The organism is Haladaptatus sp. DYF46, assembly GCF_021083305.1.
Lineage (GTDB): Archaea > Halobacteriota > Halobacteria > Halobacteriales > Haladaptataceae > Haladaptatus.
This window is the reverse complement of sequence record NZ_JAJFAY010000002.1, coordinates 865,076-887,441: the sequence shown is the minus strand read 5'-3', so window position 1 is coordinate 887,441 and position 22,366 is coordinate 865,076. Positions and strand designations below refer to the sequence as shown.

The following is a 22,366-nucleotide window of genomic DNA, read 5'->3' as shown; positions in this document are numbered from 1 at the left end:
CCGGACCGACGGGTAGCGTCAGAATCGAGGCCCCCGGCCACGCGATACGTCGACCACGACGTCGTTCGACCAGCGACCGGTGTCGTTCACACCGGCGACGGGGCGTTCGGCTGAAGGTTTAATGCTCGGGACGGAAAGTATCCATCATGAACGTCCGAGATGCGGTGGAGGCAGACGGAGGACGTCTCGCGGCGCTCGCAGACGTACCGACCGACGTGATGGCCGACGTGGTTCACGACCGAACCGTCCGCGTGGCGGATACGGACGGGGACATCGACGGTTTCGTCGGCTTCGAAGCCGACGAGAAGACGGTACACGTGACACACCTCTTCGGTACGGAAACGGCCTGTGAACTGCTCCTCGACGAACCGGTCCGCTTCGCCGAAAAGGAGACGATGCCGGTCGAGATACTGCTTCCCGAACCGGAATCCGACACGGTTTCCGTCGCCGAACGCGCCGGATTCGAGGAGACCGAACCCGGCCCGTGGTTCGACGGCCATCGAACCCGACGACTTCGGCTGGAGAACCCGACGACCGAAACGGAGTGAGGAGGGGTAACACGGGGGAAACCACCATACGCGACGTTCCTTTCCGAAACGTATTTTAATCTCTCCCGATTACCAAGAGATGCGTGTCCGGGTTGGGGTAGTGGACTATCCTCCAGCCTTGTGGAGGCTGGGACGCGGGTTCGATTCTCGCACCTGGACCTTTTTGCGAACGAAACGCCGTGAGTGGTCGGTTTCGCATTTGAAACCGGATATCGACGAGTTCGGGCACGAGAATCGAATCCTGCCAGTGGCAGCCCGCACAGCGACCGCGGGTTCGCGAGGCGATAGCCGAGCGGAGCGCAGGAAGCGAGCAGGACCCTCTGGCTTCGGTTCGATTCTCGCACCTGGACCTTTTTGCGAACGAAACGCCGTGAGCGATCGGTTTAATGCGCGAAAACGGGATTATTTCGGCTTCCAGTCGAGTTTGATGGAAACCGTCTCGCGGTTCCCACGGAGGACGGACGACGACTCGCGGGTGCCGATTTCGTAGCCGATTTTCTTCCGCGGAGAGAGCGTGACCGTCTTGTTTCCGACGTCGATGTCGGCATCCCCCTCGCCGCGAAGTTGTTCTGCGATACCTTCGAGGAGGTCCGCCGCTTCCTCTCGCGATACTTTCGCTTCGTGAAGCGTCTTTTCGGACATGGACGAAGCTGTACTTCGGGATGCAAAATAGCTGTTGTGGGCAAAGAGTTGGGCCGAATCGGCGCGCTACTCGACGACCTCACCGAGCGTGTCCAACCACCGCGTCACCTGCTCGAAGACGAGATAGTTGTCCGTGACGTGGCGCTGGGCGTTGTACGACCAGTCGTCCCATCGTTCGGGCGACCCGAGTACGTCGTCTAGCGTGTGTGCGACGGACGCCGGGTCGCTGGAGTCCGGAACCAGTCTGCCGTTCTTGCCGTCGGTGATCTGTGCGCCGATACCGCCGGTGTCGGAACCCATCAGGACGGCCCGCTTCCACATCGCTTCCGTCACCGTGAGGCCGAAGCCCTCCTGAAGCGAGTTCTGGGCGACGACGGAGGAACACCGCTGGAGCGCGTTGATGACGAGGGCGCTGTCGTGTTGGTCCGGCGGCATGACGACGACGGCGATGTCGGACCTGATCTCGGGGTCGAGTGCGAGCCATTCCTCCTCCAAGTTTTCGAGCGCCTCCCGACCTTCCGGGTCGTCCGCCACCGAAGAAGGGTCGGGACCGACGAGAAGGAGTCGAGCGTCGTCGATTCGCCGACGGTGAGCGTCGGAGCGGCCCGCTTCGGCCGAATCGTCGCCGCCGTTTGTGGCGGCACTCGCATCGACCGCCGACCGGGCGTCGCGTTTGAGTTCGGCGAACCCGCGCAACAGCGGGACGAATCCCTTGAGACCGTCCCAACGGGAAATCTGGCAGATGGTGGGGCGAAAGAGCAACCCGATGTCCTCGGGGTCCGTCGCGCTGGCGAACGTGCCGTCGGCCTGTAACCGTCGCGCCGGTTGGTCGAACCGCTCGACGGGATGGCCGGTGTCGATGAGGTCCGCCCGTGCCAGAACCGTGGCGGCCTCCTGTGGCTTGAGACGGCGATTTTTCGCGCTGAACGGGTCGATTGCGGGCGGGATGATGTCGGCCTCGGTTTCCAGAAACGCCGGGACGTATGCGGGGAGCGTGAACACCGTCCGGTCGTAGTCGACTATCCACGGACGGAGGAACTCCCACGCAGTTCGGGACTTTTCCGACCGTTCCTCGGAACCGATGTGGCACCGCCAGACGGCGGGAACGTCGAGTCCGTCGGCGACCATCGCACCCGCCGCGAGGGGTTGCGGGTCGTGGACGACGAGAACGTCATCGGGGTCGATTCTGTCTTCGAGTTCGTCGGCGACCGACCGACTCGTCGCCTCGTAAACCGACCGCTCGTGGTCCACGAGTTCGGGGTCGCCCGCGCCGTGCAGGAGGTTGTGGATTTCCTTCGTGAACTCGAAGAACACCGGTTCGTCCACGTCGATGACCGCCCACTGCGTCTCGACACCGAGCGCGCGGAGGAGACCGACGAGTTTTGGCATCATCTCGGCAACGCCACCACCGCTTGCGGTCGAATTCACCATCCAGACGGTGCGCCCGTCGAGCGCCGCCACGTCGTCCGTAACCGTGTTCTGCATCGCTCGGACAGAATCGCGGAGGACCGTATCGGTGGCGTACTCCTCGATGGTGTGTTCGACCTCGATGTCGATGAGTTGAATCATTGGTATTTTGCGCCACTATGTGGGATGACAGCATACCGTAAACAGGTTTTGTCCGCGAACTAGCAAACGGCGTACCGACCGTGCTTCTGCGAGTTCTCAGCCTTCGACGACGGCGGCCGAAACGACGGTTCCCCCGTCGTCGAACGTCAACCGGAGTTCGTCGCCGTCGATGGGAATCTCCAACCGAACGCGGGGGGGGTTTTCGGCGAGGACGGTCAGATGGTCGCGGTGAAGCGCCCAATCGAGGTCCCAGAGGTAGCGGTCGTCGAGCGAGACGCCGCGTTCCGCGTGAAAACCGATGACTCGCGGGTTATCGCGGACGAGGCATCCGACCGGGAGGTTCGCCATCGCCCAGCACTCCGCACAGGAAACACGGAGCCTGTACGGGACGTTTCCGGTACCGAGTTCGGGTCGGTAGTCGGTGAGGCGGCCGGACATTCGAGAACCGCATTCCGGGCAGGTGCCGGCGGTCGCGAGAGCGTTCCACCGTCGGGTCCACGCCTCGAAGGCGTCGAGGAGGTCATCGCGGCGGGTCGTCGGCGCTGGCGGGAAGGGGTTGTGCAGGAGTTCCTCGCCGCAGGACCCACAGGTGATGTGAACTCGTTCCTCCTCGTAGCGGGCGAAAAGCGCCGTGTCGCCGCACTGGTAACACGTTCCGGGCGCATCGAGGGTCGTCCCGTCGGCCTGCTCGGTGAACACGCCCGCCGTCAGCGCGCTCGCGACTTTGCGGCCCGCGTAGGTGAGTGAGTACCCATCGTTCGATTTCCTGACGAACTGCCCGACGAGGCGCTGGAGGTGGTAGTTGAAGTTGCCGCTGTCACGGAGTCCGACCCGCCGTTTGAGGTCGGCGTAGGAAAGCGAGGAGTGGCCGTCGCGGAACGCCTGCTGGAGTTCGTAGAGAATCGAGACGCGCCGTTCGTTGCCGATTGCGGCGAGCGCGTCGGCCGGGTCGGGTCGCTCGTCCTCCATGCCGGAGCGTTCGGCGACGGTCGGTAAAACCCCCGCGAAAGGTGTCAGAGATCCATGTGCAATCGAGTGCGCAGAAGGAACTCGGTGCTGTCGCACGGTCGAGTACGTATGTGGCAGTCGAACCGGAACATCGGCCTCTACTACGCCTACAAGTCCACGAAAGCGGTGGAGTTCTACCGGCCGATAATGTACCTCTACTTCCTCTCGCTCGGGTTGGATTACACCGGAATCGCCATCCTCGAAGGGATTTACAACGTGACGACCCTCGTCTCGGAGATTCCGACCGGATACATCGGCGACCGGGTCGGCCGCCGGAACAGCCTGCTCATCGGGACGACCATCATCACGCTGACGCTCGTGGGCATCGGCTTGGCGGAGGACTTCGCGCAACTCGCGACGCTGTACGCCTGCTGGTCGTTCGGCTACACGTTCCGCTCGGGGAGCAGCGACGCGTGGCTCTATGACACCCTCACCGACGATTTGTCGGAGAACAGGTTCGCCTACGTCCGTGGACGCGGGCAGGCCGTCGCCCTGCTCGTCGGCGTCGTCGGGTCCGTCCTCGGCGGCTATCTCGGAGATATCGACCTCGCGTACCCGTTTCTGGTCGCCGCGGGAGTAACTGGGGTCGGCATTCCGGTTCTCCTCGGGATGGACGAACCGGCGAGTTACGAGGAGAGCGAGTCCGACGAACTCGGCGTGCGAGAAGCGGTCGGTGTGATTCGGGAGACGCTTTCGCACCCGCGACTGAGGGCGTTCGTCGTCTACTACTTCGTCCTCTTCTCGGCCGTGTCCTACCTCGTCTTCATGTACGTCCAACCGGTGTTGGAGACGGTCCTCCCGGGAGTCGGCGTTCCGAAGGGAAGCGTCGAACCGCTCCTCGGTTGGTTTTACGCCGCCATCAGCCTCCTCTCAGCGGGGCTGAGCTACTACACCGGTGCGATTCGAGAGCGAATCGGTCTCAAGACGTGGTTCCTCGTGATTCCGTTCGTCGTCGGATTCGGTCTCGTCACGCTCCGTTTCGTCCCGATGTTGGCGATTCCGGCGTTCCTGTTCGCGCGCGGTATCGCGGAGACGTCCCGCTCGTTGGCGTCGCAGTACGTCAACGACCGCATCGACACGCTCGGGCGGGCCACCGTTCTGTCCGCACTCGCGATGGTCGGTTCCCTGACGGTCATTCCCTTCCAACTCGCGAGCGGCCTGCTTTCGGACGCCACCTCGCCGCTCACCGCGCTGACGGTTGCGGGCGGAGTTCTCGTCGTCGGGTCAGTCGCCGTTCTCGGATGGGAGTCACCGATAAAATCCGCCACCGGAGCGTGCTGAGACGGAGTAGCACCCGTATTCGGAATCTCTTTGAATGCAGAAACCCCACGCCCCCACATGAAGGTGTTCGGGTCGAGCGGAACGAGAGGGGTCGCCAACGACGAGCTGACCCCGGAGTTCGTGCTCAAAATCGCGAAAGCGGCGGGGACGGTTTGGCGAACCGACCGGGTCGCGCTGGCACGGGATACACGAGCCACGGGGGACATGCTCGCGGATGCGGCCGCCAGCGGATTGGCCAGCGTCGGCGCGAACGTGGACCGTCTGGGCGTCGTTCCGACCCCCGGTGTGCAGGCGTACGCCGAAATCGAGGGCGTCCCCGCGCTGATGATAACCGCCTCGCACAACCCGCCGGAGTACAACGGCGTGAAACTCATCGGCGACGACGGCATCGAACTGTCCGTCGGCAGCCTCGAACGAGTCGAGGAGAAGTTCCTCACCGAGAAGTTCGAGGAAGTGCGGTGGAGCGAGACGGGCCACAGCCACGTCATCGAGGACTCCCGCGAGCGGTACGTCTCACAGCTGCTCGACAACGTCGACGCGGACCGAATCGCCGACGCGAACCTCACCGTCGCGCTCGACCCCGGACACGGTGCCGGGTCGCTCACCTCACCCGAATTCTTCCGCAAACTCGGCTGTACCGTCGTCACGACGAACAGCCAACCCGACGGCCACTTCCCCGGTCGTGACCCCGAACCCGTCCCCGGAAACCTCCGCGACCTCGGCCGATTGGTCGAAGCCAGCGACGCTGACGTGGGTATCGCCCACGACGGCGACGCCGACCGCGCCATCTTCTACGACGAAACCGGCGAGTACATCGAGGGCGACGCCACGCTCGCCGCGCTCGCGGCCGCACAACTCGAACCCGGCGACGCCGTCGTCTCCGCCGTCAACGTCTCCCAGCGCCTCGTCGATGTCGCCCACGAGACGGGCGCACAGCTCGAGCTCACGCCCATCGGCAGCACCAACATCATCACGCGAATCCGAGAACTGGCCGACCAAGACGTGTCCGTCCCCGTCGCGGGGGAGGGCAACGGCGGCGTCTTCTTCCCGAACTACCGGTTGAGCCGAGACGGCGCGTACACCGCCGCCAAGTTCCTCGAACTGCTGGTCGACGAACGTGCCAGCGCCATCGTCGAACCGTACAACGGCTATCAGAACGTTCGGACGAACATCACCTACACGACGGACGCGGAACAGGACGCGCTCCTCGCCGCCGCCGAGCGGGCGGCGGTGGCGTCGAACGCCGAACTCAACACCCGAGACGGCTACCGATTGGACTACGGCGACGCGTGGGTCCTCGCCCGTCCGAGCGGGACGGAACCCATGGTTCGAATCTACTCCGAGGCGCGGGAACGCCACCGCGCCGAGGAGCTCGCGGAGGAGATGGAAGACGCGCTTCGGGCGGCCAAAGCGAACGTCTGACCGGCGTTCGATTCGCCCGAGAAACTTTCTATTTTCGACCCGGGCTGTTTCGTTTACCTGCGCCGTGGGTACGTATCGAGCGCGTCGGTCAGCGTGTCCTTTCGCTCCCGCACCCGTTCGAGTTCGTCGGTCACGTCGCCGCGAGCAAGTCGCTCGCGTTCGTCGTCGGTGAGTTCGGAACGCGCCTCCGCGGCGGTTCGGAGGCGTTCGAACTCGTCGTCGCGGGTGCGTTGTTCCACCTCGCGGAGTTGGGCGATGGCCTCCGGCGGGGCGAACCGGTCGGCGACGCGTATCGCCTCCTCGCACCACCAGCGGAGTTCGTTCGCGGCGGCGGGCGGCCAGTCGATGGTGAGCGGTTCGGGACCGAGACGGTCGAGGTACGTCTCGTTCGTGGCGACGGCCCGCTTCAGCGCCGCCGGGTCGGCGACGTAGTGGTCGAGTTTCGACCGGGAGTAGTGGGCGTATTCGAGCAGTTCGGGAAGGGTGAGGTCACCGGCGTCGCTGTCGCGGAGGTAGGTGCGGAGTTCGTCGGGCGGTGACTGAAACTCGATGAGCGGGTAATGTTCGGTCGCGGCGAGAAATTCCATCAGTTCGCGGGCGTTCGCGTCGTGAGTGAACGACTCGAAGGCGTCCGTGATGGCGTCGTTGGCGGCGTCGATGGGTTCCCGAAGCAGTTCCGTCGGGGCGTCCAAATCCGCGTCGCCGAGTTCCCGCAGTCGTTCGAGGTGGGCGATTCGCTCCTCCAGTTCCGTCACCCGCTGTGAGACGGAGTGCCGAGCGTTCCGGTAGCGCTTTCGGGCCTCGTTGCGCTCGCCGGAGAGGGAAACGATCTCCTCGGCGGGCGAGAGGGCGCTTCGACCCTTCTCGAAATCGCGCTCGCTCAACCGGCGTTTGTCGATGGCCGTCTCCGCCCGTTCGAACGCCTCGCGTGCGGGCAGGTCGTCGGGCAGGTTCTCCACGAGGTCGGCGAACTGCCCTTGGAACTGGACGAACGCCTCGAAGTCGCCGGTCCCCGTCGCGCGATGTTCGTAACGGTCGAACAGACGGGTCGCGCGGTCGTACGCGTCGGAGACGGCGCGGATGGACTCCTCGCCGTACTCGGCGACCGCGGCGTTCGCCTCTCGACACTCCTCGTCGGCATCGCCGAGTTCGGAAAGCGGGTCACTCATAGGTTTCATCGGGGTCAAACACGGGTTCGCTGACGATTTCCGTCTCGGCGGTGACGGCGGTTTCGGGCGACTCTTCGTCACGCCGTACTGATTCGACGGTTCGGTAGAAACACGACTCGTAGCCCACGTGGCAGGCACCGCCTTCCTGTTCGACGCGGTAGAGGAGGGTGTCGGCGTCGCAATCGACGCGAACCTCCTCGATTCGTTGGACGTGGCCGCTGGTTCCGCCCTTCTTCCAGAGTTCGTCCCGACTCCGGGAGTAGTAGTGGGCGAACCCGGTTTCGATGGTCTTTTCGACCGCTTCCGGCGAGACGTAGGCTAGCATGAGTACGTCCCCCGTGTCGGCGTCCTGTGCGATTGCGGGGAGCAGTTCGGCGTCGTCGAACGCGAAGGTGACTTCGGACGACTCGTTCATGGTTGAACGAACGAATCGGTGAAGAATAGGCTTTTCCGCTCGGGAATAAAATGGGTCGTATTTGTCATTTTAGCGGTCAGTCTTCGACCAATTCCGCGAAGTCGTCCATCGGGATGATTTCCATCGTCTGCATGTTCATCCCGTGGCTTTCGACTGCGAGGCCCGCTTTGAACGCGGTGTCGCGGTCCGGGGCCTCGAAGATGAGGAGGAAGTCGTACTCGCCGAGGACGGCAAAGCTCCCGTCGAGTTCGACGCCGAACTCCTCGAATTCGAGGCGGATATCGCCCCACGTCGAGACGAGTTCTTGGGCGTTTTGGACGCTCGCTCGGATGTCGACGAGTGCAACGTACTTCGCCATGGATGAACGGTCGGTTTCCGTCGGAAAAACGGTTATAGCCAACCTCTCAAAACAAACCGTTCCGCACGGTTCCCGAAAACCATGGGTTCGGGCCACTACCCGAGCATCGCCATCGGTTCCCGGTCGCCGTTCCGTACCTCGGCGGCAACCGTACTCACGTCGGCGAACTCGACGCCCGATTTCGCCCGCATGTGGCCTATCAGCTCCTCCAATCGGGTCGTCCGGGGCGGTTGCCCGACCACCTGCGGGTGCATCGCTAGCGTGAAAATCCCGTTATCCATGTTCTCGTACATCCAGTCGAACTGCGCCCGCCAGAGGTCGAACACCGAGCGCTCGTCGGCGAACCCCCACAGAATCGACTGCTCCCAGACGAACATCAGCGCCGGGAAGTCCGCCCGTTTCCACGAAATCGGAACCTCCACGATGTCGCTCTTCTCCCCGATTTCGTACGGTTTGTCCTGCGGTGCGCTCCAGTTTTTCCGGAGGTAGTACGGCCGGAAGTCGTTGCCCATCTGGCTCGAATCCCACTCGAACCCCAGTTCGTCCAAAATGTCGAGCGTGTTCGCCGAGAACTCCCACGCGGGCGACCGGAAACCGACCGGCGGACTGCCCGTGATGTCCTCGATGTTCGTCATCGCGCGTCGGTACTCGTCCTTCTCCTGCTCCTTGCTGTCGAACGTACTCGGGTTGACGTGCCGCCAGCCGTGACACTGAACGTCGTAGCCCCGGTCGTGAACCTCGCCGACGCGGTCGGGGAAGCTCTCTATCGTGTGTCCGGGGACGAACCACGTCGCCGGGATTCCGTGCTCGTCGTGCAGGTCGAGGAGGCGCGGGGCACCGACCCACGCGCCGTACACCCCGCGGGACAGTTGGGTCGGCGCGTCACCGGCCCCGAAGGTGTGAATCCACACCGATACCGCGTCAAAGTCGTAGGTCAGACAGACGGTCGCGTTGGTCATCGGAGAACGTGACGACGGGTATCGGCTTACCTGTAGCTCATTGGTACTGTTCGGTCTGCTGTTGGATTACGGGTACCGAACCGGAACCCATCGCGGCCCGTCCCACAATCACGGTTCGTCCCACACCCGCACAAGAGATATATACCGTCCCGCGAGTATCTTCGGGCGAGCAACACGATGCTGGGTGACTGCTTTACACGCCGGGTTCCCGCCCGCTAATCCAGTCACCACCATCGTCGTTTTCCCGCCCGTTTCCGACCCGGAGAGCCGCGCGTATCCGAGCGTGAACGGTCACGTCCACGCTCGCGCGGAGAACCGCGCATATCCGAGCGAGAGCCCACATCCGAACGCGAGCGACGGCGCGAACGCGCGTTCGTGCCGTCGGTGGTGCCGACCGGTCGGGACGGGACGGCGCTCCATCCAAATCGAAAATCACCAGTCACAACCATGAACCGACAATCACACGACGCGGTAGTCGTATCGCTTCCAGACGGGTCGAAACGGGAATTCGACCGTCCGATTTCGGTCTCCGATGTCGCCTCCGACATCGGGCCGGGACTCGGCGCGGACTGTCTCGCCGGAATCGTGGACGGCGAACTCGTCGCCCCGGAGTATCGAATCGAGTCGAACGCGAACCTCCGAATCGTCACGCCTGACGGCGACGATTACGTCCGCGTTCTCCGACACTCCGCCGCACACGTCCTCGCGCAGGCCGTCTTACGGCTGTTCCCGGACGCACAACTCGCCATCGGCCCGCCGACGGACGAGGGGTTTTACTACGACTTCGATAACCTCGACATCGAGGAGGCGGACCTTGCGGATATCGAAGCCGAGATACGGGACATCGTCGCGGAGGACTACGACATCGTCCGCGAGGAGGTTTCGCGGGAGGAGGCACGCGAGCGACTCGCCGACCAGCCTTACAAACTCGAACTGCTCGCCGACATCCCCGACGACGAACCGGTCACGTTCTACCGCCAAGGGGAGTTCGAGGACCTCTGTGCCGGACCACACGTCGATTCCACGGGGGAAGTCGGCGCGCTCTCGCTCCTCGAAATCGCGGGTGCCTACTGGCGCGGCGACGAGGACGAGGCGATGCTCACGCGGATGTACGGCACGGCGTTCGAGCGCGATTCCGAACTGGAAGCGTTCCTCGAACGGCGGGAGGAAGCCCAGAAGCGCGACCATCGGAAAATCGGGCGCGAGATGGACCTGTTCTCGGTGCCCGACCACTCGCCGGGGTGCGTCAACTTCCATCCGAACGGAATGGCGATTCGGCGCGAACTGGAGGAGTACGTCCGCGAGAAGAACGACGAACTGGGCTACGAGGAGGTGAAGACGCCCGAACTCAACCACACGGAACTCTGGAAGAAGTCGGGACACTACGACCACTTCAAGGAGCAGGGCGAGATGTTCGCGTGGGAACAAAACGGGCACGAGTACGGTCTGAAGCCGATGAACTGTGCGAATCACGCGAGCATCTACGGCGATCAGCGCCGGTCCTATCGCGACCTCCCGCTTCGCTTCTCGGAGTTCGGTATGTGCTATCGAAACGAACAGTCCGGCGAACTCTCAGGGATGTTGCGGGTGCGCGGGTTCACGCAGGACGACGGACACGCCTTCGTCCGCCGCGACGGAATCCGCGAGGAAATCGCCGGCACGCTGTCGGTCATCGACGGCATGTACGAGGTCTTCGGCTTGGACGCCCACCTCGTGCTGGAGACGAAACCCGACGACGCCGTCGGCGACGACGAACTATGGGAGAAAGCACACGAGGCGCTTCGGAGCGCGCTGGACGACGAGGGGTTGGAGTACGACGTGGCCGAGGGGGAAGGCGCGTTCTACGGGCCGAAAATCGCCATCGACGTCGAGGACGCCATCGGGCGCGAGTGGACGATCGGAACGGTCCAACTGGACTTCGTCCAACCCGAACTCCTCGGCATCGCGTACGTCGGCGAGGACAACGAGGAACACCGCCCGGTGATGATTCACCGCGCCCTCCTCGGGTCGCTGGAGCGGTTCATGGGCGTGTTCATCGAACACGTCGCCGGGAAGTTCCCGCTCTGGTTGGCACCCGAGCAGGTGCGAATCCTCCCCATCACGGACGACGAAGCGGAGTACGCGGCGGCAATCGCCGACGAGCTCGGGTCGTTCCGCGTCGAAGTGGACGACCGGGACTGGACGCTCGGAAAGAAGATTCGCACGGGTCACGACGACCGCATTCCGTACATGGTCATCGTCGGCAGCGACGAGGCGGAGTCGGGGGCGGTGTCGGTGCGTGACCGAGAGGAGCGACAGCAGGCCGGCATCGAAATCGCCGCGTTCCGTCGTCATCTGGAGGACGAACGGGACGAAAAGCGACTCCGACCGGACCTCCTCGACTGACCCGCCGTACGAGTCGAATCTACATAGGTGTGCCTAAACGCGGAGAGTCCATCATCGAAGTGTTCAAGGTTGCACGATGATGAGTAGATGGGTATGAACCGAGCAGAGAAGGCCAATCTCCAACTACAGGCCGTCTCCGTCCTTCGAATGCTCAAGGAGACTCGAACGTACGACGAACTCGCCGAGGTGACCGAACTCCCCGCGGGCGACCTGAACCGCTACGTGAACGGACACGTCCTCCCCAGTCCCGACCGTGCGGAAGCGGTCGTGGAAGGGGTCGGTCGCGAGCAACTCGCCGAAGAGTTGCAGGCCCGGACCCGTCTCGACCCGGAAGGGTACGTGGACAACTCCGGCGTCGTATTCGATCAGTCGTTCCTCGACCTCGTGGCCCCCGTCGCCGTCGAGACGTTCGACTTCGACCTGCCCGACGTCGTGTTGACCGCGGCGACGGACGGCATCACCCTCGCCGCCGCGATGGCGAGTTACTTCGGCGCGCGCTGTGCCTACGCGAAGAAGTCGAAGGAGACCGCCGTCGAGGAGTTCATCGAGGCCCGCCAGCGACTCGCCTCGGGCATCGAACTCACCTACTACCTGCCCGCCTCGGCCATCGCGTCGGGCGAAACCGTCCTCGTCGTGGACGACCTCATCCGCTCGGGCGAGACCCAGGAACTCCTCCTCGACATCGCCGAGGACGCGGACGCGAACGTCGGCGGCGTCTTCGCGCTCATCGCGGCCGGAAACGAGGGAATCGAACGAGCGCAGGGACGAACCGACGCACCCGTCGGCGCGTTGGCATCGTTCGAATAACCGTTCGTTAACACACGGCAGTAGTCATCGTCGTGTGAATTTTGGTCCAAAACCATCGAACTACTCTCCGACATATACAGAGTTACGTATAGATGGCTAGATTCGATGAGAACTGTTAAGTAGGTATTCGCGTTTATGCTCATTCGTGACTCATGGGGCTCAAAGACATCACCAGTGATCGAGGGACATCCGGTTCGACGGGGTCGTTGGCCGATTACTTCGGCTTCGAGGAACACGACACCGACCTCGGAACGGAGATCATCGCGGGGATAACGACGTTCCTGACGATGAGTTACATCGTCGTCGTGAACCCGTCGATCCTCGCGCAAGCGATCAAACTGTCGGGGTATTCAGCAAGTCAAACGCAGTCCATGCTCGCCGTCGTCACCATCATCGCGGCCGCGGTGGCGACGCTCATAATGGGCTTGTACGCGAATCGACCGTTCGCACAGGCCCCCGGCCTCGGGCTGAACGCCTTCTTTGCGTTTACCGTCGTCGGCGTCCTCGGCGTACCGTGGCAAACCGCGCTCGCGGCGGTCGTGGTCGAAGGTCTCATATTCATCGCACTCACCGCAGTCGGCGCTCGTGAGTACATCATTCGGTTGTTCCCGGAGCCCGTGAAGTTCGCGGTCGGCACCGGTATCGGCCTGTTCCTCGCGATCATCGGCTTGGAAGCGATGGGTGTGATTACCGGCGACGGTGGCACCATCATTGCGCTCGCGCAGGTCGGCCAAAGTCCGGTCGCAATCGTCTCGATAATCGGTCTCTTTCTCACGTTCGCATTCTACGCCCGCGGTTTCCCCGGGTCCATCATCCTCGGGGTTCTCGCAACGGCCGCGATGGGGTACGGTGCCGAGTGGTTGGGACTGGTGAGCGACGGAACGCTCACGCCGGGTTCGACCTCCGTCACGTACAACATCATGCCGGTCGCCGGCGCGTTCGTTTCCGGTCTGCAGGAAGTCGAGGCGTTCACGTTCGCGCTCATCGTGTTCACCTTCTTCTTCGTGGACTTCTTCGACACCGCCGGAACGCTCGTCGGCGTCGGGCAAATCGGCGGCTTCCTCGACGAGGACGGTGACCTCCCCGACATCGACAAGCCCCTCATGGCCGACGCCATCGGCACGACGGTCGGCGGCATGCTCGGCACCTCGACGGTGACGACCTACATCGAGTCCGCCTCCGGCGTCGAAGAGGGCGGTCGAACAGGCATGACGGCGCTCGTCATCGGCGTCCTGTTCCTCCTCTCGCTCGCCTTCGTCCCCATCGCCGCCGCGATTCCGCAGTACGCCTCCCACATCGCGTTGGTCGTCATCGGCGTCGTGATGCTCCAGAACGTGGTGGACATCGACTGGAGCGACGTGACGAACGTCGTTCCGGCCGGGATGACCATCCTCGTCATGCCGTTCGCCTACTCCATCGCGTACGGCATCGCCGCGGGCATCGTCTCCTATCCCATCGTCAAACTCGCCGCTGGGAAGCGCGAGGAGATTCGCCCCGGACACTGGGCGCTCGCCGCCGCGTTCGTGGTTTACTTCTTCGTTCGGACGAGCGGTATCCTGCAAGGGAACGTCTGAGTCTCTACCGGTCGCTTCGCGTTTCGAAACCCGGCGGATTTCCTCGCGAACAGCACACTCTTATTTCTCTCGTCCCTACGTGCGGGTATGTCGAACCTCGAACTGTACGAACTCAAGGGCTGCCCGTTCTGCGCGAAAGTCAAATCCAAGCTCGACGAACTCGGACTGGAGTACGAATCACACTACGTCCCCCGAGGCCACTCGGAGCGGACCGAAGTGAAGGAAATCAGCGGCCAGACCGGGGTGCCGGTGTTGGTCGATGCGGAGCACGGCATCGAGGGAATGCCGGAGAGCGACGACATCAACGAGTATCTAGAGAAGACGTACGGCGCGTAGACGAGCGAAGCGAGCGGGTACCAACCGCTCGAAAGGAAAAGCGGTGGGGAGCGCTCGGAGTGAAGCGGTGGGGAGTTCCGACGTTCGATTTCGTACTGAACGCGACGGGGTGCACTCTCACGCACGAGACGTCTTTCGGGAGTATACGGGGAGAGCCGTCGCTGTCGAAAAAACGAACGGGAAAATCGCTGTCAACGACTTACGCTTCCGCGCGCTCTCGAATCAGCTTTCGGAGCTCGTCCGCGTCGTCGATTCCCTCTATCTCCTCGCGTTCGACCAACGCGGTTCCATCGACCGTCTCCCGCCGCGCTTCGTCCACGAAGTAGACGGAGCGGGTGTGAGCGACGCGGCTGATGGAACTCATGATTCGTGCGCGTTTCTCGGCGGTTCGGGTGAACGCCGAGTGACTCGTCAACATCCGGTCGTCGCTGTCGTCCTCGCTGACCGTCCTGAACGGCGCGCGTTGCGTGGGATGGACCGTGAGGCCGACCCGGGTGAGCGTGGAGAACATGTCCTTGTCATCCGGTTGGGCGTTCGGTTCGTCCGGTTCGTCCTCTTCCGTCACCTCGTCGGCACCGTCGAACACCTCGACCGGACTCGTCAGTTCGCGGTCGAAGAGCGCTTCCAGTTCGACGGCCACCTCGACGCTGGCGTTCATGCCGCCCTCGTACTTCGAGACGGTGCGACGGGAGACGCCGAGTTCGGACGCCAACTGTCCGAGACTCCACCCCCTGTCTTGGCGCTCGTCGCGGATGACGTCGCCGTCGATGTTGACGTACAGGCCGCCGGGCGCTGCGTACACGAGCGGCGGGACGCCCTCGACGAACAGGTCCACCGCCGTATCGGGACTGAACACCGGGACGCCGTGGCGGAAGTACACCACGCCGGGTTCGAGGTCCTGATTTCGCGTCCGGAGCCCGAGCACCAACGGTGTGGCCTCGAGGAACGTGCCGAGTCGCCGCATCTCGATGCCCGTCTGGGCGTCGAACGCGTCGATGTTGCCGAGGATTTTCAACAGCAGGAGGTCTGGTCCTCGCCGCGCTGCCACGTCGAAGCTCTTTGGTCGGATGGCACACCGGTCGCTGACCACGAATCCTGCGTCCTCTAGCATCGCAGTCACGTTTCCGACCAGTGCAGACCGGGACATGGTGACGGGTAAGTGATTCCAGTATAAAGGCGTTTTGGCGATGCACACCGACGCCCTCTTGCGATTGGAAAAATCGCCGGCGATAGATTCATATACGCTGGGTTTCTTCGAAAGCGGTTAGTTCGCCACGCCGTAACCACCGGACGTGACCGTCATCGGTCTCGACGACACCGACTCCCGAACCCGGGGGATGTGTACGACCTACCTCACGGCGCGACTCGCGACGCGGATTCGAGACGCCGGGGGGTCCGTGGAGCGACTGCTCCTCGTCCGGCTCAACCCCGCCGTGAAGCACAAGACCCGCGGCAACGCCGCGCTGGCGATTCACACGGATTTCGCCCCGAAGCGGGCGTTCGAGGTCGCACGCGAGGAGTTGTCTGCCGCCGCCGAGACCGACGACCCGAGAACGAACCCCGGCCTCGTCGTCGCGCCGCACGGCCCCGACGGGATTCCCGAGGAGGTGGACGACTTCGCGGGACGCGCCGTTCGGGAACTCCTCTCCCGCGAGGAGGCCGAAACGCGAATCGAGGCCGCGGGCTATCGCCACGCCGGATGGAAGAACGGGCGGGGAAAAATCGGCGCGCTGGCGGCAATCGGCGCACACGCCGCCTTTTCGGACTGGACCTACGAACACATCTCCTACCGCGAACCCGAGCGGTGGGGGACGCCCCGCGACGTGGATTTCGATTCGGCCTTCGCGGCCGCGGACGAGGGCTATCCCGACGTGTGGGACACGGTCGACCGTGGAACAGGCGAGGCGGTCTGCGTTCCGCACACGCCGTGTCCCATCCTCCACGGGATTCGCGGCGACGACCCGGACGCCGTTCGACGCGTCGGCACGGAAATCCGCGGCGAACCCGTCGCCCGAACCGCGCTCTTCGTGACGAATCAGGGGACGGACGCCCACCTTCGAGACGCCCATCTTCGCGCGGTCGAAAACGATAGCGCGTACCGAGTGACTGGAACCGTCGCCTCCGACCCCGAAACCCGACGGGGCGGGCACGTCTTTTTCACCATGACGGACGACGGGACCGAACTCCCGTGTGCGGCATTCGAACCGACGAAGCGCTTCCGCGACCACGTTCGGAACCTCCGCCCCGGCGACCGAATCACGGCCTGCGGCGAGGTGACGAGAGGAACCCTGAAACTGGAGAAGTTCGCCGTTCGGTCGCTCGACGCGACGGAACTCGTGACGCCGAACTGCCCCGACTGCGGTCGCTCGATGAAGAGCGCGGGGGCCGGACAGGGATACCGCTGTCGGCGCTGCAAGACGCGAGCGGAGGGAAAGGTCGAACGGGAAATCGACCGCGAACTCGAACGGGGTTGGTACGAGGTGCCGCCGGAGGCCCGCCGCCACATCGCGAAACCGCTCGTCAGGGGCGGGTTCGACGCGCCGACGCATCCGGAACGATGACCGATTCTGGACGGGAAATCCGGCGTTGAGCGGGAAGTTCCCGCGATTCGTCCGGTGAAGCGGTCGGTTCCACAACCTCCCCCAACCAATAGAATTAACTCGCCGGAATCTGATATGTCGAGTGAAGCAAATCGGGGTATCCGCCGAAAGGCCAGTGTTCAAGGCACTGACCTCGGTTGCTTCGAGGCTATCGAAGCATGTCCGACAACGAACCTTCTCCGGAAAAACGTATCGCCACCGAACAGACGCTCCTCCGCCTCGGCGCGGTTTCACCCGAGGACGTGAGCGAGGAGTTGTTGGTCGATATCCACGACCTGTTCGAGGAGCACGGCATCCCCATGCACAGCGTTTCGGTCGAACGCTGGCGCACCGGCTACGTCTGCTAGCTGGCTAGGGGAATTCGGGAATTTTTGAGCGGATTCGCTCCGACGGGGTGTCGTTCTGAACGAGTGAATTACAACCACCGAGAAGTAGACCTTGAAAGCCTCCCTGTTCGCGTCGGGGTGTCGTTGGTTTTTCTATGACTGCAACTACAGACGTCACTGAAACCGCCACTGCACTGCGTGCTCGCGGCGTTGCCGCTCGCATTCGAGGTTTCGAAGAAACCGCGCACGCCACACCCTCCCCAACCGATTGCGCGCTTCGCTCCGCTCCAGTGCTCATCCCTCACGTGATAACCAAAACAACCCCTCGGACGGAGCGTCCTCGGGGTTGTTGGTGCACGCGCCGGGCGAGTCGATTCAGCTTCACGGAACTCGGCGTTCCATCGTGGCGTGCGCTGGCGAGACGACGCGGCCATGATCGGCCGCGTCGTCTCGGTGCAGTCGCGCGAGGGATGAGCGAAGCGAATCGGTTGGGGAGGGTGTGGCTGAGGCGGTGCTGGGTGGGACTGAAAGGGGCCGCTGAAGCAACCACGCAAGCGCGAGCGGGCGGGGGCTTTCTGGGACGTCGATTCAGTAGTTGCAGTCACAGTGAAGCCAAAATCACAGCGTAACGAGCGAGCGGGGGCTTCCGAGGCCTACTTTTCGGTAACTGCAATCATAGAACAACCAACTGTGGTTCGGAGCGAGCGTGACAGGAGGACTAGAACTGCACGTCGGGAGTTACGACGTCATCGAAACCGGCGGCCGGACGCCGATTACGATTACGATTTCAGTCCGCTCCCCGTGAGCGGAACCACCACGTCCGCGTCGTCGGCCAAAATCCCCCGGTCGCGGTACGCCGTCAGACCGGCCACGGCCACCGCGCTCGTCGGTTCGACGTAGAAACCGGTTCGGTGGAGTTTTTCGAGCGCCGCTTCCGTCGTACCGGCGTCCAGCGCGATGGCGTCGCCGTCGGTGGCTTCGATGGCGTCCAAAATCCCGTCACGGCGGGCGGGATGCGTTATCTGAATCCCGTCGGCGACGTCGTTGCGCTCGGCGGCGTGGTCGTCGTCGGACCACTCGTCAGCGCCATCTTCGCCCCCGCTATCGGCGTGAATGCCGTCCGCGATGGGGGAGACGCCCTCGGCCTGCACGCCGAGGAGGCGCGGCATCGAATCGGTCCACCCCGCGTCGAGGAGGGCGCGGAAGCCGCGGTACGCGCCGAGGAACAGCGTTCCGTGGCCCAACGGCGTCACGACGGCGTCCGGGACGTTCCAATCGCGTTGGGCGGCGAGTTCCAGCGCGAACGTCATCGTTCCCGCGAAGAAGGCCGGGTTCCACGCGTGGCTGGCGTACCAGCCGTCGCCGTTTTCCACCGCCTCGATGCAGGCGTCGGTCACGTCCTGTCTGCTCCCCTCGACGCGGACGGGGGTCGCACCGGCGCACTCGATGGCCTTCAGCTTCGACGCCTTCGCGTCCGCCGGGACGTAGATTTCGGCGTCGATACCCGCCCGAGCGGCGTACTGGGCGATCGCCGCACCCGCGTTGCCCGAGGAGTCTTCGAGAACCGTCTCGACGCCGAGTTCGGCGGCGCGGGACAGGGTCGTGGTCGCGCCGCGGTCCTTGAAGCTTCCCGACGGGAAGACGCAGTCCAGTTTGAACTGCGCGTCCCAACCGTTCGCATCGACGAGCGGCGTGAACCCCTCGCCGAGGCTGGCGACGCGACGGACGGGGAGGAACTCATCGAATGCCCACAGGCCGTCCCGCGTGTCGATATCGGTGAAATCGGGGGCGGGGGCGTCGGGAATGGGTTGCTCGGTGAAATCCAGCGGATGGCCGCAGTCACACCGCCATGGCTCGTCCGCCCCGGGGGCGTACTCGTTCCCGCAAGCGGGACAGGAGAGGGTGGTGTACATGCGTCAGTAGCGGTTGATGTCGATGCCGATCGAGCAGACGTACTCGCCCGTGGCGACCTGCGGCAGGCGACGGGAGCGCCAGAAGATGCCGGTTCGGTCGGCGGTGACCTCGGCCTTCAGTTTGCCGAACACGTCGGTGACGGTGAACAGCGTCTCGCCCGGCGACACCTCGTCCCCGAGGTCCTTTTCGAAGGTGACGATACCACCGCTCGGCGCGCCGTAGCGGTCGAATCCGGTCGCTCGCGTCTGCGTGTTTACCGTCACGTCCTCGTCGAGGAAACCGTAGTACCGGAGGACGTTGAACACGCCGTCCACGCCGTACCGGATGCTCTCTTCGTCCCAGCCGACACAGCCGCCGAGTTCCGGGTCGATGGTCGGAATCCCCTCGTCGGGTGCGGCGCGGGCGAGCTGTCCCTCGGGACCCTTCTGGTCGAGAATGTAGCCACAGTCGAACACCTTGGCGAGTTCCAGACACTCGTCGTGCAGGCGGTGACGCGGCCCACAGCGGACGCGAGCCTCGTTTATCATCCGGCTGGTCGAACCCTGATGCAGGTCGAGGATGAGGTCGGCGCGCGAGGCGGCCTCGAAGGTCGCCGCCGCGATTCGCTCGCTGGACGTTCCCGATTCGTTGCCGGGATACGTCCGGTTCATCTTCGTGTCGTCGATGGGATTCCTGTGTTCTGCCACCTGAAAGCCGTGATAGTTGACGAGACCGGTGACGAGAATCGTTCCCGAGATATCCTCCGGGTCGAGTTGCGGGACGACCCGGTTGACGACGCCGAGTCCGTTGAGTTCGTCGCCGTCGCTGACGGCCTGAATATAGAGCGTCTTTCCGTCGTCCGCACCGTTGATAACGGCAACGGGGAGGCCGAACTGGCCCCCGTCACGGGTTTCACCGACCGGGAGGCGGCCCGTGTCCATCTCCCCGGGGGCCGCGCTCGCCGTTCCGAGCGTTGTCATTATCGATACACCGTCGCCGAAAACCCTTAGCAGTTCGGTATTCCGCTTGCCGAGCGAAAAGTGACACGTCGATTCCGACGGAAAATCCACCGCAGAGAGGTGCGAACCGTTTTTCGATGGGTAGCTCCTGTACTCTCCATGAAGCGAAAGACGGTCACGAGCGGAACGGAATGGGAGGAGCGTGTCGGCTACTCGCGTGCAGTCCGAGTCGGAAACGACGTCCGCGTCTCCGGGACCACCGCTACCGACGAGGAGGGAAACGTCATCGGCGAGGGAGACGCCTACCGGCAGACGAAACGGGTGCTCGAAAACGTCGAATCGGCGCTCGTGGAGGCGGGTGCCAGCATCGACGACGTCGTTCGAACGCGCATGTTCGTTACCGACATCGAGAACTGGGAGCCGGTTGGAGAGGCACACGCCGAGTTCTTCGGCGACGTACGCCCCGCCACGAGTATGGTCGAAGTCAGCGGCCTCATCGACCCCGAGATGGTCGTCGAAATCGAAGCCGATGCCGTCATCACGGCGTGACCGACGCACCTTTTATTCGGCCGTACCAACCAGCGAGCGTGCAAGAAGAGATTCCCGAACGCCCGCCGGGGTCGAACCTCATCGAGGCGCTGAACGTCCGTCGAAACGCGGCGTTCGGCTTCTCGATGAGCATCGTGTTCACCGCGCTCGTCTACGTCTACCGAGTCGTCCTCGTCGGGCACGTCAGAGGGCAGGTGGGAACCCCGGTGGCGTATCTCGCGCTCGGGGTCGTGTTGGCGTTTTCGCTCGGCGCGCTGTTGACGGCGGTGTTCACGCTCGTTTCGGCGCGGCGACTCGCAAACGACCTCGACTGACCCCCGTCGCCTCCCCGGCCCGTCAGTCCATCCGCTCCTCGCCCGACAGTTCCTGAAGCCGTTCGGCACCCGCCCGCGTTCCCTTCGCCAACAGCACGTCACCGGCGTGGACGTCCGTTTCCGGACCGGGGGAGATGACCCAGTCGTCCGGCGGCCGCCGAACCGCGATGATACGCATTCCCGTCTCCGTCTCGACCCGTTCCTCGCCGAGCGTCGTGTCGTCGAACCTGCTTCCGTGCGTGACCGTAATTCGGACGATGACCTCGTCGCTCTCCTGAACCGCGTACTCGACGACCGGATGGGTTCCGAGTCCGCGCAGGACGCCTTCGCTGATTTCCACCGCGGCGTCGCTGATGACCTCGGCGCTGTTGGCGAGGTGCATGAGACCGCGCAAGGAGACGGGGTCGTCCACGTGCGCCGCCGCTTGCAGCGTCCACGCTTCGAACCGCGACTGAAGCGCGTCCACTTCCGCTTCGAGTTCGACCACTTCTTCGGCCACATCCGTGCTGTCGAACAGAATGCTCCCGTAGGCCAAATCGACCGCGAGTTCGCTCATGTTCTTCATCAAGACGATGGAATCGACCGCGCGTTCGAGGTCGGTATCCCCCGCCTCCGGCGGGTCGGGCGGCCGGTACTTCCGGCCGGTTGCCTGCTCGTACACTTCGGCGACGCCGTCCTCCGACCCGCGGAGGAGGAGTCGGTCGTCGACGCGAAGGTCGGTCGCCCTGTCGGGATTCAGAATCCAGTCGCCGCCGCGATGGATGGCGATGACGCGCACCCCCGTTTCCGTTTCGAGGTTCAACGCGCCGAGGGTCCGTCCGGCGAGCGACGACGAGTCGGAAATTCTGGCGTGAACGAGCGACTCTATCGCCTCTGGGAGCGTCGCGCGCATCGCCTGCGGCAGGCCGATGTCCTCCAAGACGACCTTGGCGATGTCACCCGCCGCGTCGGCGATCTTCTCCGCCGCACCGACGACGCCGAGGACGGGGGCGAGTTCCTCCGCGTCTTCCGGACTCCGCGCCGCCATGAGCAGGCTCATTCGAGCCTGCAACTGGAGGACGTCCATCTTCCCCTCAAGCGCGAGCACCTCCTCGGCGATGTCGTCGCTGCCGTGGAGGACGGCCGAGAACGAGAGGTCGATGAGGAGTTCCGCCGTGTCCTTCATCTCCGCCAAGACCTCCTTCACGCTCCGGGGTTCGTACTCGACATCGCCGCTCGCGGGTTCCATACGCCGACCTTGGTCACTCTCCCG

General features: G+C 63.9%; 23 protein-coding genes and 1 tRNA gene. 12 read left to right on the top strand and 12 right to left on the bottom strand.

The features are described 5' to 3' along the window. The first annotated feature begins 146 nt into the window (after positions 1 to 146). Both LJF34_RS15845 and LJF34_RS15840 read left to right on the top strand, forming a co-directional pair. Entirely contained in the window at positions 147 to 548 is a 402-nt protein-coding gene (locus LJF34_RS15845) for a hypothetical protein (protein ID WP_231186257.1), read from the top strand. A gap of 86 nt (positions 549 to 634) precedes the next feature. Further along, a tRNA-His gene (locus tag LJF34_RS15840) sits at positions 635 to 707 on the top strand. Between the two features lie 243 nt (positions 708 to 950). Here LJF34_RS15840 and LJF34_RS15835 read toward each other — a convergent pair. The 3 genes from LJF34_RS15835 to LJF34_RS15825 form a co-directional block, all read right to left on the bottom strand. After that, positions 951 to 1,190 carry an amphi-Trp domain-containing protein gene (locus LJF34_RS15835; protein WP_231186256.1) on the bottom strand — a complete coding sequence of 80 codons (240 nt, stop codon included), beginning with the start codon at positions 1,188 to 1,190 and terminating at the stop codon, positions 951 to 953. A 66-nt stretch (positions 1,191 to 1,256) separates the two neighbouring features. Continuing rightward, positions 1,257 to 2,759 (bottom strand): glycosyltransferase, encoded by a 1,503-nt coding sequence (locus tag LJF34_RS15830; RefSeq protein WP_231186255.1) that lies wholly within the window; start codon positions 2,757 to 2,759, stop codon positions 1,257 to 1,259. Between the two features lie 96 nt (positions 2,760 to 2,855). Then, positions 2,856 to 3,728 carry a hypothetical protein gene (locus LJF34_RS15825; RefSeq protein ID WP_231186254.1) on the bottom strand — a complete coding sequence of 291 codons (873 nt, stop codon included), beginning with the start codon at positions 3,726 to 3,728 and terminating at the stop codon, positions 2,856 to 2,858. Positions 3,729 to 3,836: 108 nt separating this feature from the next. Between LJF34_RS15825 and LJF34_RS15820 the strand changes: the two genes are divergently transcribed. Then, positions 3,837 to 5,048 carry an MFS transporter gene (locus LJF34_RS15820; protein ID WP_231186253.1) on the top strand — a complete coding sequence of 404 codons (1,212 nt, stop codon included), beginning with the start codon at positions 3,837 to 3,839 and terminating at the stop codon, positions 5,046 to 5,048. Between the two features lie 57 nt (positions 5,049 to 5,105). Continuing rightward, positions 5,106 to 6,470: a phosphoglucosamine mutase gene (gene glmM, locus LJF34_RS15815; protein WP_231186252.1), complete on the top strand. Its 1,365-nt coding sequence runs from the start codon at positions 5,106 to 5,108 to the stop codon at positions 6,468 to 6,470. Positions 6,471 to 6,523: 53 nt separating this feature from the next. On the opposite strand, the gene LJF34_RS15810 is transcribed toward glmM, so the two are convergent. The 5 genes from LJF34_RS15810 to LJF34_RS15790 all read right to left on the bottom strand — a co-directional run bounded on the left by LJF34_RS15810 (position 6,524) and on the right by LJF34_RS15790 (position 9,807). Beyond that, on the bottom strand, positions 6,524 to 7,639 hold the full coding sequence (locus LJF34_RS15810; RefSeq protein ID WP_231186251.1) for a hypothetical protein: 1,116 nt from the start codon (positions 7,637 to 7,639) through the stop codon (positions 6,524 to 6,526). Next, positions 7,632 to 8,054, bottom strand: a complete 423-nt coding sequence (hisI, locus tag LJF34_RS15805; RefSeq protein WP_231186250.1) for a phosphoribosyl-AMP cyclohydrolase — start codon at positions 8,052 to 8,054, stop codon at positions 7,632 to 7,634. The genes LJF34_RS15810 and hisI overlap by 8 nt, the downstream gene beginning before the upstream one ends. Positions 8,055 to 8,130: 76 nt before the next feature. Then, entirely contained in the window at positions 8,131 to 8,412 is a 282-nt protein-coding gene (locus LJF34_RS15800) for a GYD domain-containing protein (RefSeq protein WP_231186249.1), read from the bottom strand. A gap of 95 nt (positions 8,413 to 8,507) precedes the next feature. Then, the gene (locus tag LJF34_RS15795) at positions 8,508 to 9,371 is read right to left on the bottom strand and encodes a polysaccharide deacetylase (RefSeq protein ID WP_231186248.1); all 864 of its coding nucleotides are present in this window, start codon (positions 9,369 to 9,371) and stop codon (positions 8,508 to 8,510) included. A gap of 193 nt (positions 9,372 to 9,564) precedes the next feature. Next, positions 9,565 to 9,807: a hypothetical protein gene (locus tag LJF34_RS15790; RefSeq protein ID WP_231186247.1), complete on the bottom strand. Its 243-nt coding sequence runs from the start codon at positions 9,805 to 9,807 to the stop codon at positions 9,565 to 9,567. A gap of 11 nt (positions 9,808 to 9,818) precedes the next feature. Between LJF34_RS15790 and thrS the strand changes: the two genes are divergently transcribed. The 4 genes from thrS to LJF34_RS15770 all read left to right on the top strand — a co-directional run bounded on the left by thrS (position 9,819) and on the right by LJF34_RS15770 (position 14,473). Further along, positions 9,819 to 11,756: a threonine--tRNA ligase gene (thrS, locus tag LJF34_RS15785; protein WP_231186246.1), complete on the top strand. Its 1,938-nt coding sequence runs from the start codon at positions 9,819 to 9,821 to the stop codon at positions 11,754 to 11,756. 93 nt (positions 11,757 to 11,849) lie between these two features. Beyond that, positions 11,850 to 12,563: a phosphoribosyltransferase family protein gene (locus LJF34_RS15780; RefSeq protein WP_231186245.1), complete on the top strand. Its 714-nt coding sequence runs from the start codon at positions 11,850 to 11,852 to the stop codon at positions 12,561 to 12,563. 152 nt (positions 12,564 to 12,715) lie between these two features. Then, positions 12,716 to 14,137 carry an NCS2 family permease gene (locus LJF34_RS15775; RefSeq protein ID WP_231186244.1) on the top strand — a complete coding sequence of 474 codons (1,422 nt, stop codon included), beginning with the start codon at positions 12,716 to 12,718 and terminating at the stop codon, positions 14,135 to 14,137. 87 nt (positions 14,138 to 14,224) lie between these two features. Next, positions 14,225 to 14,473, top strand: a complete 249-nt coding sequence (locus LJF34_RS15770; RefSeq protein WP_231186243.1) for a glutathione S-transferase N-terminal domain-containing protein — start codon at positions 14,225 to 14,227, stop codon at positions 14,471 to 14,473. Between the two features lie 199 nt (positions 14,474 to 14,672). On the opposite strand, the gene LJF34_RS15765 is transcribed toward LJF34_RS15770, so the two are convergent. After that, positions 14,673 to 15,620, bottom strand: coding sequence for a transcriptional regulator (locus tag LJF34_RS15765; protein WP_231186242.1), 948 nt, complete (start codon positions 15,618 to 15,620; stop codon positions 14,673 to 14,675). Positions 15,621 to 15,765: 145 nt separating this feature from the next. On the opposite strand from LJF34_RS15765, the gene LJF34_RS15760 reads away from it, so the two are divergent. Both LJF34_RS15760 and LJF34_RS15755 read left to right on the top strand, forming a co-directional pair. Further along, the gene (locus LJF34_RS15760; RefSeq protein WP_231186241.1) at positions 15,766 to 17,034 is read left to right on the top strand and encodes a tRNA(Ile)(2)-agmatinylcytidine synthase; all 1,269 of its coding nucleotides are present in this window, start codon (positions 15,766 to 15,768) and stop codon (positions 17,032 to 17,034) included. Between the two features lie 197 nt (positions 17,035 to 17,231). Then, positions 17,232 to 17,420, top strand: a complete 189-nt coding sequence (locus tag LJF34_RS15755; protein ID WP_231186240.1) for a hypothetical protein — start codon at positions 17,232 to 17,234, stop codon at positions 17,418 to 17,420. Between the two features lie 758 nt (positions 17,421 to 18,178). Here the strand turns inward: LJF34_RS15755 and LJF34_RS15750 are convergent. Further along, positions 18,179 to 19,312, bottom strand: a complete 1,134-nt coding sequence (locus tag LJF34_RS15750) for a pyridoxal-phosphate dependent enzyme (protein ID WP_231186239.1) — start codon at positions 19,310 to 19,312, stop codon at positions 18,179 to 18,181. Between the two features lie 3 nt (positions 19,313 to 19,315). After that, the gene (locus LJF34_RS15745; protein ID WP_231186238.1) at positions 19,316 to 20,272 is read right to left on the bottom strand and encodes a succinylglutamate desuccinylase/aspartoacylase family protein; all 957 of its coding nucleotides are present in this window, start codon (positions 20,270 to 20,272) and stop codon (positions 19,316 to 19,318) included. 138 nt (positions 20,273 to 20,410) lie between these two features. Between LJF34_RS15745 and LJF34_RS15740 the strand changes: the two genes are divergently transcribed. After that, complete coding sequence (locus LJF34_RS15740) at positions 20,411 to 20,800, top strand: RidA family protein (RefSeq protein WP_231186237.1); 390 nt, start codon at positions 20,411 to 20,413, stop codon at positions 20,798 to 20,800. Continuing rightward, on the top strand, positions 20,797 to 21,114 hold the full coding sequence (locus LJF34_RS15735; protein WP_231186236.1) for a hypothetical protein: 318 nt from the start codon (positions 20,797 to 20,799) through the stop codon (positions 21,112 to 21,114). The genes LJF34_RS15740 and LJF34_RS15735 overlap by 4 nt, the downstream gene beginning before the upstream one ends. Before the next feature lie 22 nt (positions 21,115 to 21,136). On the opposite strand, the gene LJF34_RS15730 is transcribed toward LJF34_RS15735, so the two are convergent. Next, positions 21,137 to 22,342 carry a potassium channel family protein gene (locus tag LJF34_RS15730; RefSeq protein ID WP_231186235.1) on the bottom strand — a complete coding sequence of 402 codons (1,206 nt, stop codon included), beginning with the start codon at positions 22,340 to 22,342 and terminating at the stop codon, positions 21,137 to 21,139. Between the last annotated feature and the right edge of the window lie 24 nt (positions 22,343 to 22,366).

Bases quoted from the DNA above. Each gene is read 5' to 3' on its own strand.
- LJF34_RS15740 (WP_231186237.1), top strand. From the start codon at position 20,411: ATGAAGCGAAAGACGGTCACGAGCGGAACGGAATGGGAGGAGCGTGTC.
- glmM (WP_231186252.1), top strand. From the start codon at position 5,106: ATGAAGGTGTTCGGGTCGAGCGGAACGAGAGGGGTCGCCAACGACGAG.
- LJF34_RS15775 (WP_231186244.1), top strand. From the start codon at position 12,716: ATGGGGCTCAAAGACATCACCAGTGATCGAGGGACATCCGGTTCGACG.
- LJF34_RS15845 (WP_231186257.1), top strand. From the start codon at position 147: ATGAACGTCCGAGATGCGGTGGAGGCAGACGGAGGACGTCTCGCGGCG.
- LJF34_RS15780 (WP_231186245.1), top strand. From the start codon at position 11,850: ATGAACCGAGCAGAGAAGGCCAATCTCCAACTACAGGCCGTCTCCGTC.
- LJF34_RS15765 (WP_231186242.1), bottom strand. From the start codon at position 15,620: ATGTCCCGGTCTGCACTGGTCGGAAACGTGACTGCGATGCTAGAGGAC.
- LJF34_RS15810 (WP_231186251.1), bottom strand. From the start codon at position 7,639: ATGAGTGACCCGCTTTCCGAACTCGGCGATGCCGACGAGGAGTGTCGA.
- LJF34_RS15770 (WP_231186243.1), top strand. From the start codon at position 14,225: ATGTCGAACCTCGAACTGTACGAACTCAAGGGCTGCCCGTTCTGCGCG.
- LJF34_RS15745 (WP_231186238.1), bottom strand. From the start codon at position 20,272: ATGACAACGCTCGGAACGGCGAGCGCGGCCCCCGGGGAGATGGACACG.
- hisI (WP_231186250.1), bottom strand. From the start codon at position 8,054: ATGAACGAGTCGTCCGAAGTCACCTTCGCGTTCGACGACGCCGAACTG.
- LJF34_RS15730 (WP_231186235.1), bottom strand. From the start codon at position 22,342: ATGGAACCCGCGAGCGGCGATGTCGAGTACGAACCCCGGAGCGTGAAG.
- thrS (WP_231186246.1), top strand. From the start codon at position 9,819: ATGAACCGACAATCACACGACGCGGTAGTCGTATCGCTTCCAGACGGG.
- LJF34_RS15800 (WP_231186249.1), bottom strand. From the start codon at position 8,412: ATGGCGAAGTACGTTGCACTCGTCGACATCCGAGCGAGCGTCCAAAAC.
- LJF34_RS15755 (WP_231186240.1), top strand. From the start codon at position 17,232: ATGTCCGACAACGAACCTTCTCCGGAAAAACGTATCGCCACCGAACAG.
- LJF34_RS15820 (WP_231186253.1), top strand. From the start codon at position 3,837: ATGTGGCAGTCGAACCGGAACATCGGCCTCTACTACGCCTACAAGTCC.
- LJF34_RS15795 (WP_231186248.1), bottom strand. From the start codon at position 9,371: ATGACCAACGCGACCGTCTGTCTGACCTACGACTTTGACGCGGTATCG.
- LJF34_RS15750 (WP_231186239.1), bottom strand. From the start codon at position 19,312: ATGTACACCACCCTCTCCTGTCCCGCTTGCGGGAACGAGTACGCCCCC.
- LJF34_RS15835 (WP_231186256.1), bottom strand. From the start codon at position 1,190: ATGTCCGAAAAGACGCTTCACGAAGCGAAAGTATCGCGAGAGGAAGCG.
- LJF34_RS15830 (WP_231186255.1), bottom strand. From the start codon at position 2,759: ATGATTCAACTCATCGACATCGAGGTCGAACACACCATCGAGGAGTAC.
- LJF34_RS15825 (WP_231186254.1), bottom strand. From the start codon at position 3,728: ATGGAGGACGAGCGACCCGACCCGGCCGACGCGCTCGCCGCAATCGGC.